The organism is Rhodanobacter sp. FW101-FHT13A11 (assembly GCF_058790335.1).
The window spans coordinates 52,265-63,931 of sequence record NZ_JBYTCN010000005.1; the positions used below are offsets into that span (position 1 = coordinate 52,265).

General features: G+C 70.1%; 13 protein-coding genes. 5 read left to right on the top strand and 8 right to left on the bottom strand.

The genetic code is table 11. The features are described from left to right. Window positions 1-37: 37 nt before the first annotated feature. Window positions 38-1,297: a UDP-N-acetylglucosamine 1-carboxyvinyltransferase gene (gene murA / locus AC3WRN_RS07465; protein WP_068095905.1), complete on the top strand. Its 1,260-nt coding sequence runs from the start codon at window positions 38-40 to the stop codon at window positions 1,295-1,297. Between the two features lie 6 nt (window positions 1,298-1,303). Here the strand turns inward: murA and AC3WRN_RS07470 are convergent, their stop codons facing one another. The 7 genes from AC3WRN_RS07470 to purM all read right to left on the bottom strand — a co-directional run bounded on the left by AC3WRN_RS07470 (window position 1,304) and on the right by purM (window position 6,754). After that, window positions 1,304-1,807, bottom strand: a complete 504-nt coding sequence (locus tag AC3WRN_RS07470; protein WP_492622510.1) for a hypothetical protein — start codon at window positions 1,805-1,807, stop codon at window positions 1,304-1,306. Further along, complete coding sequence (locus AC3WRN_RS07475; protein ID WP_492622511.1) at window positions 1,804-2,682, bottom strand: FAD:protein FMN transferase; 879 nt, start codon at window positions 2,680-2,682, stop codon at window positions 1,804-1,806. Before AC3WRN_RS07475 ends, AC3WRN_RS07470 begins: the two co-directional genes overlap by 4 nt. Further along, window positions 2,651-3,181 carry an FMN-binding protein gene (locus AC3WRN_RS07480; protein ID WP_492622512.1) on the bottom strand — a complete coding sequence of 177 codons (531 nt, stop codon included), beginning with the start codon at window positions 3,179-3,181 and terminating at the stop codon, window positions 2,651-2,653. The genes AC3WRN_RS07475 and AC3WRN_RS07480 overlap by 32 nt, the downstream gene beginning before the upstream one ends. Window positions 3,182-3,189: 8 nt before the next feature. Beyond that, window positions 3,190-4,122 (bottom strand): DUF6662 family protein, encoded by a 933-nt coding sequence (locus AC3WRN_RS07485; protein ID WP_492622513.1) that lies wholly within the window; start codon window positions 4,120-4,122, stop codon window positions 3,190-3,192. Window positions 4,123-4,267: 145 nt separating this feature from the next. Then, complete coding sequence (locus AC3WRN_RS07490) at window positions 4,268-4,975, bottom strand: DUF3108 domain-containing protein (protein WP_068095903.1); 708 nt, start codon at window positions 4,973-4,975, stop codon at window positions 4,268-4,270. 34 nt (window positions 4,976-5,009) lie between these two features. Beyond that, window positions 5,010-5,675, bottom strand: a complete 666-nt coding sequence (gene purN, locus AC3WRN_RS07495) for a phosphoribosylglycinamide formyltransferase (RefSeq protein WP_492622514.1) — start codon at window positions 5,673-5,675, stop codon at window positions 5,010-5,012. 8 nt (window positions 5,676-5,683) lie between these two features. Beyond that, window positions 5,684-6,754 carry a phosphoribosylformylglycinamidine cyclo-ligase gene (gene purM / locus AC3WRN_RS07500; protein ID WP_492622515.1) on the bottom strand — a complete coding sequence of 357 codons (1,071 nt, stop codon included), beginning with the start codon at window positions 6,752-6,754 and terminating at the stop codon, window positions 5,684-5,686. Window positions 6,755-6,906: 152 nt separating this feature from the next. On the opposite strand from purM, the gene AC3WRN_RS07505 reads away from it, so the two are divergent. The 3 genes from AC3WRN_RS07505 to hda all read left to right on the top strand — a co-directional run bounded on the left by AC3WRN_RS07505 (window position 6,907) and on the right by hda (window position 9,820). Further along, the gene (locus AC3WRN_RS07505) at window positions 6,907-7,887 is read left to right on the top strand and encodes a DUF8605 domain-containing protein (RefSeq protein ID WP_492622516.1); all 981 of its coding nucleotides are present in this window, start codon (window positions 6,907-6,909) and stop codon (window positions 7,885-7,887) included. A 92-nt stretch (window positions 7,888-7,979) separates the two neighbouring features. Next, the gene (locus AC3WRN_RS07510; RefSeq protein WP_492622517.1) at window positions 7,980-9,125 is read left to right on the top strand and encodes an AI-2E family transporter; all 1,146 of its coding nucleotides are present in this window, start codon (window positions 7,980-7,982) and stop codon (window positions 9,123-9,125) included. Beyond that, entirely contained in the window at window positions 9,122-9,820 is a 699-nt protein-coding gene (hda, locus tag AC3WRN_RS07515) for a DnaA regulatory inactivator Hda (protein ID WP_492622518.1), read from the top strand. The genes AC3WRN_RS07510 and hda overlap by 4 nt, the downstream gene beginning before the upstream one ends. A gap of 52 nt (window positions 9,821-9,872) precedes the next feature. On the opposite strand, the gene AC3WRN_RS07520 is transcribed toward hda, so the two are convergent. Beyond that, on the bottom strand, window positions 9,873-10,676 hold the full coding sequence (locus AC3WRN_RS07520) for an inositol monophosphatase family protein (RefSeq protein WP_068095893.1): 804 nt from the start codon (window positions 10,674-10,676) through the stop codon (window positions 9,873-9,875). A gap of 113 nt (window positions 10,677-10,789) precedes the next feature. Here AC3WRN_RS07520 and AC3WRN_RS07525 point away from each other — a divergent pair, with 113 nt between their 5' ends. Continuing rightward, on the top strand, window positions 10,790-11,548 hold the full coding sequence (locus AC3WRN_RS07525) for an RNA methyltransferase (protein WP_068095891.1): 759 nt from the start codon (window positions 10,790-10,792) through the stop codon (window positions 11,546-11,548). Window positions 11,549-11,667: the final 119 nt, after the last annotated feature.

Sequence of the window (11,667 nt, forward strand, 5' to 3'; positions counted from 1 at the left end):
CGCATCCCTAATTCCCCATCCCGAATCCCGTACACCTATGGCCAAAATTCTGATCAGCGGCGGTACGCCGCTCCATGGCGAGGTAAGCATTTCCGGCGCCAAGAACGCCGTGCTGCCGATCCTCGCCGGCTGCCTGCTGGCCGACGAGCCGGTCAGCATCGGCAACGTGCCGCACCTGCACGACGTCACCACGTTCATCGAGCTGCTCGGCCAGATGGGCGTGCAGCTGGTGCTGGACGACCGCATGAAGATGCACGTCGACCCCCGCACCACCAGCACCTGCGTGGCCCCGTACGACCTGGTGCGCACCATGCGCGCCTCGATCCTGGTGCTCGGCCCGCTGGTGGCGCGCTTCGGCCAGGCCGAGGTCTCACTGCCCGGCGGCTGCGCGATCGGCTCGCGCCCGGTCGACCAGCACATCCGCGGCCTGCAGGCGCTGGGCGCCGAGATCACGGTCGAGAACGGCTACATCAAGGCGCGGGCCTCGCGGCTGAAGGGCGCCCGCATCGTGATGGACATGGTCACCGTCACCGGTACCGAGAACGTCATGATGGCGGCGACCCTGGCCCAGGGCACCACGGTGATCGAGAACGCGGCGCAGGAACCGGAGGTGGTCGACCTGGCCCACTGCCTGATCGCGATGGGGGCGCAGATCGAGGGCGCCGGCACCTCGACCATGGTGATCCATGGCGTCGAGCGCCTGCACGGCGCCGAGTACGAGGTGCTGCCCGACCGCATCGAGACCGGCACCTTCCTGGTCGGCGCGGCGATGACCGGCGGCAAGGTGCGCGCGCGGCATGCCCGCGCCAGCACGCTGGACGCGGTGCTGGCCAAGCTGGAGGAGTCCGGCGCGCACATCACCACCGGCGACGACTGGATCGAGCTGGACATGGGCGGGCGCCGCCCGAAGGCGGTCAACATCAGCACCGCGCCGTACCCGGCGTTCCCCACCGACATGCAGGCGCAGTTCACCGCGCTGAACTGCGTGGCCGAGGGCACCGGCGTGGTCACCGAGACGGTGTTCGAGAACCGCTTCATGCACGCGCACGAGCTGCAGCGGCTGGGCGCGGACATCCGCCTCGAAGGCAATACCGCGGTAGTGCAGGGCGTCGCGCAGATGAGCGGCGCGCCGATCATGGCCACCGACCTGCGCGCCTCGGCCTGCCTGGTGCTGGCCGGCCTGGTGGCCAAGGGCGATACCGTGGTCGATCGCGTCTACCACATCGACCGCGGCTACGAGAACATCGAGGAAAAACTCGGCGTGCTCGGCGCGAAGATCCGCCGCCTGCCGAACTGAGCCGCCCTAGCGGGACGGGACAGGGCCAGCATGGCCGCGCTGACGGCGCCGCCGGCCGCGCACCACGTGCAGCACGAACAGGACGGGCAGTACCAGTCCCGCCGTCCAGTGGCCGATCGAAGCCACGCCGCGCAAGCGGTCGTCCACCAGGTAGTAGAGCAGGTAGCCGGTGGCGATCAGCCAGCCGAGCACGGTCACGGCAAGGCTGCCGCTCACGCGGTGGCGACCGCTGCGCCAGCCGGCGACGATGTGCGCGCCCCAGACCAGGCCGAAGGTCCACAGCGTGGCGAAGGCCGCCGCGGCATGCAGGCGCAGCCACCAGGGTTCCAGTGGATGCGGGGCAAGTCCGAACTCGCCCCTGCGTTCCATGAAGTAGTGGAACAACAGCCACAGCACGCCGCTCAGCCAGAGCGTTACGCCCACGGCCCAGGCCGCGTAGCGGCGACGGCGGGACAGCCGCAGCGGCAGGGCGTGCCCGATCGCGCGGTGCGGCATCGCGAGCGGCTTCATGCCTGCGCTCCCAGCACGGACCACCGGCCATCGGCGTGCAGGTAGGCGGTGGCATCCAGTGCCTGCAGCAGCGGTGCGCTGGCCGCGCCGCTGGCCAGCACGATCTTGGTCAGCGCATCGGCCGCCATGCATTGCGCGGCGACCACGCTGACGCATTCGCGTTGGCCGGTGACATGCCGCGTGCGGCCGTGCAGGTGCGGGCCATGGCCGTCGCCGGCGAAGGCGCGACCGCTGCTTGTGGCGACGGCCGCAACCTCCACTTCGAGCACCGGGCATGACGCCGGTGCGTGCTCGCCAGTGTCGACGGCGACCCGGTGCGGGCCCTCGCCCAGCAGGCGCAGGTCGCCGCCGGCGTTGACGCAGGCCTGCCCGATGCCGTGTTCCTGCAGGCATCCGATCGCGCAATCCACGGCATAGCCCTTGGCGATGCCGCCGAGGTCGATCCACAGCGGCCGCCGCCGGCGTGCGCGCGGAAGCTCGCCGTCCAGCTCGATGTCCCGCCAGTCGGCGCCGGCGGCTGGCGCATCGCGTGCCGGCGCGGGTAGCAGGCCGCGGGCCACCAGGTCGGCGCCCACCGTCACGTCGAACGTACCGTCGCTGCGGGCCGAGAACTCCAGCGCCGCACGCAGCACGGCGGCGGTGTGCGGGTCGATCGCCACCCAGCGGCCGACGGGAGCGCGGTGGAGGCGCGAGAGATCGCTGTCCGGTTCATGGAAGCTCATCCGCGCATGCACGTGTGCCACCGCCGCGAACGCCGCGTCGATGGCGCGGTGCGCGGCCCGTTCGCCGCCGTCCGCGGCGACGCGGATGCTCACCGTGGTGCCCAGCAGCGGGCGCGCCCGCTCAAGCGTGCGGCTGGGCGAGCACGTGGGCATAGGTGGCCAGCAGGCGCTTGACGCCGTCGGTGATGTGCCGGCTGGAGAGCGTGGCGCCGGAGATGTTCTGGATGTCCCCGCCAAGCTTCAGCGCCGCGCCGTGGGCCTTGCCGGTGAACTGGGCGCGCCAGGCGGCATTGCGCACACCGTCGCCGTAGGTCTCGCGGTATTCGAGGATCTCCACGTCCCTGACCGCGCCGTGCGCGTCCAGCGCCAGCGCGAACGGAATGAAGTCGTGCTTGCCCACCACCTGGTCGGCGATGAACCAGCCGCCGGTGGAACTGCGCCACGCCTTCAGCTGTGGGTTGAGCACGTCGACGCCGCAGTCGGCCTCGATCGCCTTGACCTGCGCGGGAGTGAGGGTGATGAAGTCGGGAGTCAGCGTGGCGCCGGGGAACATCAGCGCCTGCGCCTGCTCCACGCTGAGGTAGACGGTGGCATGCACCGGCGCGGCCACCACCAGGGCGGCCACGGGAAGCAGCAAGAGGCGGGATTTCATGGGCGTTCTCAGAAGTAGAAACCGGCCTTGACGCGCAGACGCCACTTCTCGAAGTCGACGTCGTAGCTGCGTCCGCCGACCACCGCCCCGGGTTCGCCGTTGGCCTGCTCGCTGGCCCAGGGCAACTGCTGCAGCAGGGTGGCGGTGACGAAGAAGCGGCGGCCGCCGTAGTGGATCACCGGGCCGAAATAGGTGGCGTTGTTGGTCTGGCGGGTGAAGTGGTAGCTGTTGTACTCGTGCTCGTTTTCCAGCTCGAAGCCGGCCGACCAGTTCGGCCGGAAGCGGTACGAGGCGGCGAAGCCTAGGTTGGCGTCGACCTCGTAGTTCCAGCTCTTGCGGGTCGGGTCGGCCGCGTCTTCCTGGTAGCGCCATTCCGGCGCATAGGTGGCGTTGAAGGCCATCACCAGGCGGTCGTCGAGGAAGTTCTTCTGCAGGATCAGCTTGGCCTCCAGCTCGCGGAACGCCGGCCCCACGGTCGGTTCGAGGTAGAACGCGACGCCCACGCCGTCGGTATAGGGGCTGAGCACGCGCCAGATCATTTCGCCGGAAAAGCCGACGAAGCGCTTGTCGTTGTAGTGGCCGTAGGGCGCGGGCTGGTCGTAGGACAGCGGCTCGGGCGGCGTGGTGACACCGTTGGGGCCGTTGCGGTAGGCGGAGGCCTGCACGTAGTTGGCGTACAGCGCCACCTGCAGGTTGTCGGCGAGGCCGTATTCGAATTCCGTGCGGCCGTCGAGTTGGTTGAAGCTTCCACCCACTTTCTGGTGGCGCCAGGTGGCCCACTGTTCCACTTCCTTGGCGCCCTTCGGCAGCAGGTCGGTGGTGTAGACGTAGCCGAACATGCTTTCCTCGGCCCGGGCCCGCGTCGCGCAGACGCTCCCGAACAGGCCCACGGCGAACAGGAAAAGGATCGGCAGGGAACGGCGCGGTGGTAAACGGAACATCGGGGGTCCTGAGTGGCAAATGCGAATTGTTTGCATTTGCCAGGCGGAAGTCAACGCCGGATCAACCCGGCGGGTCCTGGTGCCCCGCACCGCGGATGGTCGCGGTGCCGCCGGGAACGACGGCCGGAGTGCGCACGCTTGCGGCTCAGTCGGCCCGGTAGCGCACCAGCTCCATCACCATGTCGCCGCCATCGTGCTGCGACAGCTTCACCGGCAGCGGGTAACGGCCGGGGGCGTACCACGCGCTGAAGCCGCGGTCGGCATCGGTGCGGTCGACCCGCTGGGCGGCGAAGCTGCCGGCGGGGACCTTCACGGTCTCCTTGCCGGTCACCTCGAAGTGCTGCGCCTGCACCTCCTGGCGCACCGCGACCGGCAGCGTGATCTGCCGCCTGCCGTCGCGCAGCGCCAGGCCCAGTGCGAGCGCCAGCGTGTTCCGCTCGACCATGCCGGGGCGGGCCGGATAGCTCTGCGGACCCTTGCCTTCATCCACGGTCACCCGGTTTTTCGGCCAGTCGACTGCCAGGTGGCGCTGCTTCTGCTTGACCGCAGCCTGCAACTGGTAGTCGTAGCCGATCGCCTCGGGCACGTCGCCCTTCCAGCGGAAACGCGAGCTTTCCGTGACATTGGCGCCGAGCAGGGCGGCCAGTCCGCCGGTGCCCTTGACGTCCTTGCTGTAGATCCACTCGCCATTGCCGGCCGCGCGCAGGGTCACCGTGGCGACTCCCATCGGCTGGCCGCCCTGCGATACGTCGTAGGTGGCGGTGAACGCGGTCGGCGTGGCGGCGGGGATGGCCCGGGCGCCGAGCAGCAGGCCGAGGCCGAGCAGGGGGGCGAGCAGGGGTCGGATAGTCATGCGCCGAGTCTGCCCAGACCGGGCTGAACCGGCTTTAAGGAGAAAGGCCGGCGTCGCCCAGCCGCAGCGGGGCCGACAGCGGCTGCCCGTCGAAGCGCGGCGCCTGGCCATCCCATTGCAGGCGTCCCGCGGCCAGCAGGCCCAGCACCGCCGGCAGCAACCGGTGTTCCAGCGGCAGCAGGCGCCGCGCCAGGCGTTCCTCGTCGTCGCCGGCCTCGATCGCCAGGCGCGCCTGCGCGATCACCGGGCCGCCATCCAGTTCGGCGGTGACGAAATGCACGCTGGCGCCGTGCTCGGCATCGCCCGCTTCCAGCGCGCGGCGATGGGTATGCAGGCCGCGGTATTTCGGCAGCAGCGAGGGGTGGATGTTGATGATCCGGCCCACCCACGGCTTCAGCGCCTCGCCGTCGAGGATGCGCAAGAAGCCGGCCAGCACCAGCCAGTCGGCGCCGCTGGCGGCGACGCGCCGGAACAGGTCCAGGTCGAATGCGCGGCGGTCCGGATAGCTGCGCGGATCCAGCGCCAGGGTGGGGACGTTCGCGGCCTCGGCCAGGCGCAGCGCGCCGGCGCCGGCCTTGTCGCTGCCGACCAGCACGAATTCGACCGGCAGTTCGCCGCGCTCGCGCGCCTCGAGCAGCGCGGCAAGATTGCTGCCGCGCCCGGAGGCGAGCACGGCGACCCTGGCAGGAGCGGTTGTCACGGAACGGTTCAGCCGATATGCACGCGTTCGTCGCCCGGCGTGGGCACGATGTCGCCGATCACCGAGCTGGCCAGGCCATGCTTCGCCAGCAGCGCGGATGCGCCGGCCACCGCGTCGCGGGGCAGGATCACGGTGAAGCCGACGCCGCAGTTGAACGTGCGCCACATTTCTTCGCGCGCCACGTTGCCTTCGCGCATCAGCCAGTCGAATACCGGCGGCAGCACGATGGCGGAGGCGTCCAGCGCGATGCCGAGGCCGTCCGGCACCACCCGGATGATATTTTCCTTGAGGCCGCCGCCGGTGATATGCGCCAGACCGTGGATGGGAATTGAAGAGTCCGCACATGGATGTGCGGGGTTTTGCGATGGACTCGCGTGAAGTAAATCCAGCATCGGTTTGACGTAGATCGTGGTCGGCGCCATCAGCGCGTCGACCAGCTTCACGCCGCCGAGGTCGAGGTCGAACGGATTGCCGGCGCGCTCGAGGATCTTGCGGATCAATGAATAGCCGTTCGAATGCGGGCCGCTGGAGGCGACGCCCAGCACCACGTCGCCGGCCACGATGGCGTCGCCGGTGAGCATCCGCGACTTTTCCACCGCGCCCACGGTGAAGCCGGCCAGGTCGTACTCGCCCGGCGGGTACATGTCCGGCATCTCGGCGGTCTCGCCGCCGATCAGCGCGCAGCCGGCCAGTTCGCAACCGGCGGCGATGCCGCCGACCACGGCGGCGGCGGTGTCCACGTCCAGCTTGCCGGTGGCGAAATAGTCGAGGAAGAACAGCGGTTCGGCGCCCTGCACCAGCACGTCGTTGACGCACATGCCGACCAGGTCGATGCCGATCGTGTCGTGGCGGTTCAGCGCCTGCGCCAGCTTCAGCTTGGTGCCCACGCCGTCGGTGCCGGACACCAGCACCGGTTCTTGGTAGCGGCCGCTCAGGTCGAACAGGCCGCCGAAGCCGCCCAGCCCGCCCATCACCTCGGGGCGGGAGGTGCGCCTGACCAGCGGCTTGATGCGTTCGACCAGCGCATTGCCGGCATCGATATCGACGCCGGCGGCGCGGTAGGTGAGGGCGTCAGACATGGCGGAAACCGGCGTGGGTGAAACGCGCAAGTTTAGCAGCTTGCGGCGCCGTTGCCGGCCGGCCGCCGCGGGTTTGGTGACCGCCGGCATGGACGCTGGGGGCGCGATTGGGCAGACTTCCCGGGAGCTTCCCCTCAGAAGATACCCCTTCCATGCGCCTGTCACGCCTGCTGATCGCCACCCTGCTGCTGGGTCTTGCCGTGCTGCCGCGGCTGCACGCGCAGGCCTCGGGCTCGCCGTACTCGGTGGTGGTGCCGCTGGCCGACACCAGCGACGCCCAGCGCGACCAGGCATTCGCCACCGCGCTGGGCCAGGTGTTGGCGCGGGTCGCCGGCGGCCAGGACCTGCGCAGCAACCCCGGCTACGCCGAGGCGTTGGGCACGGCAGCCTCGATGGTGCAGAAATTCCAGTACCAGCGCGCCGCGACCGGGCTGGTACTGGACGTGGAATTCGAGCCCGGCGCGGTGCGCCGGCTGGTGTCGAAGCTGGGCGTGCGCAGCGCCGGCATCAAGCCGCCGGTGCTGTTGCTGGTGCGGGGCAGCGATGGCCGCCTGCTCGACCAGCCGGCGCTGGCCGGCCTGGCCGCGGCCGCCGGCGCGCGCGGCGCCAACCTGGCCTACCCCGACGCGGCCAATCCGCCGGACGTGGCCAAGGTCGCCGCTACCGACCCGGCCGCGCTGGCGGCGATCAACCAGCGCTACCACACCGGCCTGGTCCTGCTGGGCAAGCTGCGCGACGGCGGTGCCGACTGGACCCTGGTGTCCGGCGGCCAGGCGCAGCACTGGAGCGACCAGGGCGCCACGGCCGTCGTGCTCGACAACGCCGGCAATGGCCTGGTCGATCGCCTCGGCAAGCAGCTCAACGTGATCGGCGCCGGCCCCAGCGAAGGCAAGCTGTGGGTCAGCGGGCTCGAATCCGCTATGGATTACGCCAATCTGATGGCGACCCTGCAGGAAGACCCATCGGTGAAGCAGGTACAGACCCTTGGCGCACAGAACGACGGCGTGCTGCTGCACGTGAAGGCCTCCGTGCCGATGGGCGCGCTGGCCGCGAACCTCGCCGCCGGCGGCCACCTGCTGCTGCAGGGCGAGACGCATGCGGGCGCGAACGAGAGCCTGCGCTGGCTGCATTGAGTTGGATGCGAGTCCCTCGCAAAAAAAACCGCACATCCATGTGCGGACTCTTCAAAATGACCAATGACCATCTCCTGGCCGGGACGTACCGAGTGAATCAAGACAAGGACATCCCACACCGCTGGCAACTGCTCGCCATCGCGGCGGTCATCGTCTACCTGATCTGGCTGCTGGCGCCGGTGCTGATGCCGTTCGCGGTCGCCGCCATGCTGGCCTATCTCGGCGATCCGCTGGTCGACCGGCTGGAGCGGCTGCGGCTGAACCGGACGTGGGCGGCCACCGTCGTGTTCGTGGTGATCATGGTGGCGGTGGTCGGCGTGCTGCTGCTGCTGATCCCGCTGATCGCGCGCCAGATCGAGAACCTGGTCAGCAACCTGCCGCGCTACGGCGAATGGGCGCAGAACACCGTGTGGCCGTGGCTGCAGGCCCGCCTGCATCTCGATCCGCACACCTTCGACAGCGATCGCCTGCTGGCCGCGGTCAAGGGCCACCTCGCTTCGATCGGCGGCGTCGCCACGGCGGTGCTGGGCAAGGTGTCGCGCGGCGGCCTGGGCATCGCGATGTGGCTGACCAACCTGGTGCTGATCCCGGTGGTGGCGTTCTACCTGCTGCGCGACTGGGACAGGCTGGTGGCGAAGATCGACGGCATGCTGCCGCGCTCGATCCAGCCCACCATCGCCTACCTGGCCAGCGAGTCGGACAAGATCCTCGGCGCGTTCGTGCGCGGCCAGCTGCTGGTGATGCTGGCGCTCGGCGTGTTCTACGGCGCCGGCCTCAGCGTGGTGGGGCTGACCGTAGGGCCGCTGATCGGCATGGTCGCCGGCCTGCTCAGCTTCGTGCCGTACCTGGGCTTCATCATCGGCTTCGTCGCGGCGATCGTGGCGGCGCTGGTGCAATACGGCGACTGGGCGCACGTGCTGATGGTCTGCGGCGTGTTCACGGTCGGCCAGTTGCTGGAAGGCTACGTGCTGGTGCCCAAGCTGGTCGGCGACAAGATCGGCCTGCACCCGGTGGCGGTGATGTTCGCGGTGCTGGCCGGCGGCTACCTGTTCGGCTTCCTCGGCGTGCTGCTGGCGCTGCCGGCGGCGTCGGTGATCATGGTGCTGCTGCGCTACCTGATCGAGCGGTACCGCATGAGCGAGCTGTACAACGAGGCAGGGCCGGAGGATCCGGTGATCGCCGAGGCGGGAGCCGCCGCGCCGGCAGCTGCACCGCCGGGCGACCCGCCCGCGCCATGATCCTGCAGCTGCCGCTCGCGCTGCGCTGGCCGCGCCGCCAGCGCTTCGAACATTTCCACGCCGGCGCCAATGCCGCCGCGCTAGCCGCGGCGCAGGCGCTGGCGTTGCAGGCCGGCGCGCCCTGGGTCTACCTGCACGGCCCCGCCGGCAGCGGCCGCAGCCACCTGCTGATGGCCGCCTGCCAGGCAGCCAGTGCGGCGGGGCGGCGCGTGCAATACCTGCCGCTGACCACGATCGCGGATCATACGGCGGCCTTGCGCGGCGTCGCCGGCAGCGAACTGCTGGCGCTGGACGATATCGGCGCCATCGGCGGCCATCGCGATGCGGAGCATGCACTGTTCGACCTCTACAACCGCGCCCGCGCCGAAGGCAACGCACTGCTGTTCGCCGCCGACGCCGCGCCGGCCGCACTGGGTCTCGACCTGCCCGACCTGCGCTCGCGTCTCGGTGCCTGCACCCAGTTCGCGCTGAAACCGCTCGACGACGACGAACGCCGCGCCGTGCTGAAGGCGCAGGCCGCCGCACGCGGCATCGAGCTGGACGACAGCGTGCTGGACTGGCTGTTCGCCCGTTATGCGCGCGACCTCGGCGCGCTGCTCGACCTGCTCGACAAGCTGGACCAAGCCTCGCTGGCGGCGCAGCGACGGATCACCATCCCGTTCCTGCGCGGGTTCCTGCGCGAAGCGGCATCCTGAAACGACAAAGGCGCCCGCAGGCGCCTTCGTTTGCTTCGGCCGGGTGGACCGCTCAGGCCTTGAGCAACCCCGGCGTCGCTTGCCGGCCGATCGCGTCGGTCAGCGCCTTGGACACGTTGAGGTTGCCGGCGATGAGGTTGCCGCTGGCCGGGAGGCCGTCGCGGCCGGCGAAGTCGCAGTAGCGGCCACCCGCTTCATGCACCAGCAGCACGCCGGCAGCCATGTCCCACGGCTTCAGGCCGATCTCGAAGTAGCCGTCGTAGCGGCCGGCGGCGGTGTAGGCCAGATCGAGCGCGGCGGAGCCGGAGCGGCGGATGTCCTCGGCCTGGCCGAGGATCGCGCGGGTCATGTCGAGCTGCGCGGCGAGGTGCTCGCGCTGGCGGAACGGGAAGCCGGTGGCGATCATCGCGCCGCCCAGGTTCTCGCGCTTGCTGACGCGCATGCGGCGGTCGTTGATATAGGCGCCGTCGCCCTTGCTGGCGGTGTACAGCTCGTCGCGCAGCGGGTCGAACACCACCGCGTGGATCGGCACGCCCTTTTCCAGCAGCGCGATCGATACGCTGAAGTGCGGGATGCCGCGCAGGTAGTTGTGGGTGCCGTCCAGCGGGTCGATCACCCAGGTCAGCGGGCCCTTGCCGATCGCGCCGCTTTCCTCGGCGAGGATCGCATGGTCGGGGTAGGCGCGGCGCAGTTCCTTGATGATCTCCGCCTCGGCCAGCTTGTCGACCTCGGAGACGAAGTCCATCTGCTGCTTCTCGACGATGTTGAGGCCGTCGATACGGTTCATGTAGCGCAGGATCACGTTGCCTGCGGAACGGGCGGCGCGCGCCGCGATCGTGACGTGGGGTCGGGCCATGGGTATCGACTTTGGAAGAGAGCGGGGCTGCGGCCGGCGATTCTAGCAGAGGCGGGTCCGGGCCGCCCCGGGTCCACTATCCTTGTCGGCCCGAACCCTCGATCTTCCTGCGCATGACCGACCGCCACGACCTCGCCGCCCGCTTCCGCTACGTGCTGGTGCGCACCTCGCATCCGGGCAACATCGGCAGCGCGGCCCGGGCGATCCGCACGATGGGTTTCGCGCGGCTGGAGCTGGTCAGCCCATATCGTTTCCCCGATCCGGAGGCGAATGCGCTCGCCGCCGGCGCGGACGATGTGCTGGCCAACGCCGGCATGCACGCCGACTTGGTGGATGGTCTGGCCGGCAGCAGCCTGGCGCTGGGCTTGTCGGCGCGCCGGCGCGGGGTGAACCTGCCGGAGATCTCCCCGCGCGAGGCGGCGCAGCAGGCGCTGGCCGCGGCCACCCGCGGCGAGCAGGTGGCGCTGGTGTTCGGCAACGAGCGCACCGGCCTGGAGAACGAGGAACTGGCGCGCTGCCACGCGATGGTACGGATTCCCAGCGCGGACGACTTCAGCTCGCTCAACCTGGCGCAGGCGGTGCAGGTGATGGCCTACGAGCTGCGCGTGGCGATGCTCGGCGACGAACCGCCCGCCGCGCCGCCGGAGCACGACGAGCCGCCGGCCGACGCGGCGCAGATGGAGCAGTTCTACCGCCACTTGGCGCAGACCCTGGACGATATCGACTTCCACAAGGGCCGCGAACCGACCACGATCATGCTGCGCCTGCGCAAGCTGTTCCAGCGTGCGCAGCCGGACGCGCGCGAGCTGCGCGTGCTGCACGGCATCCTAGCCGATGCGCAGCGGATGGCGGGGCTGGCGAAGCACAAGTAGCCGGTTCCGGTAGGGCGGGCGGTGCCCGCCCTACCTGGCGGTGCCGCCTGTAGGAGCGCACCCTGTGCGCGATCTGTCTCTTCTACACCTCTGACGCTGCCGACGAAGTCAGACGAGTG

Excerpts from the sequence above, each read along its gene's own strand:
- purM (WP_492622515.1), bottom strand. The coding sequence starts at position 6,754 with ATGTCTGACGCCCTCACCTACCGCGCCGCCGGCGTCGATATCGATGCC.
- hda (WP_492622518.1), top strand. The coding sequence starts at position 9,122 with ATGATCCTGCAGCTGCCGCTCGCGCTGCGCTGGCCGCGCCGCCAGCGC.
- AC3WRN_RS07480 (WP_492622512.1), bottom strand. The coding sequence starts at position 3,181 with ATGAAATCCCGCCTCTTGCTGCTTCCCGTGGCCGCCCTGGTGGTGGCC.
- AC3WRN_RS07475 (WP_492622511.1), bottom strand. The coding sequence starts at position 2,682 with ATGCCCACGTGCTCGCCCAGCCGCACGCTTGAGCGGGCGCGCCCGCTG.
- AC3WRN_RS07485 (WP_492622513.1), bottom strand. The coding sequence starts at position 4,122 with ATGTTCCGTTTACCACCGCGCCGTTCCCTGCCGATCCTTTTCCTGTTC.
- murA (WP_068095905.1), top strand. The coding sequence starts at position 38 with ATGGCCAAAATTCTGATCAGCGGCGGTACGCCGCTCCATGGCGAGGTA.
- AC3WRN_RS07470 (WP_492622510.1), bottom strand. The coding sequence starts at position 1,807 with ATGAAGCCGCTCGCGATGCCGCACCGCGCGATCGGGCACGCCCTGCCG.
- AC3WRN_RS07525 (WP_068095891.1), top strand. The coding sequence starts at position 10,790 with ATGACCGACCGCCACGACCTCGCCGCCCGCTTCCGCTACGTGCTGGTG.
- AC3WRN_RS07505 (WP_492622516.1), top strand. The coding sequence starts at position 6,907 with ATGCGCCTGTCACGCCTGCTGATCGCCACCCTGCTGCTGGGTCTTGCC.
- AC3WRN_RS07520 (WP_068095893.1), bottom strand. The coding sequence starts at position 10,676 with ATGGCCCGACCCCACGTCACGATCGCGGCGCGCGCCGCCCGTTCCGCA.
- AC3WRN_RS07490 (WP_068095903.1), bottom strand. The coding sequence starts at position 4,975 with ATGACTATCCGACCCCTGCTCGCCCCCCTGCTCGGCCTCGGCCTGCTG.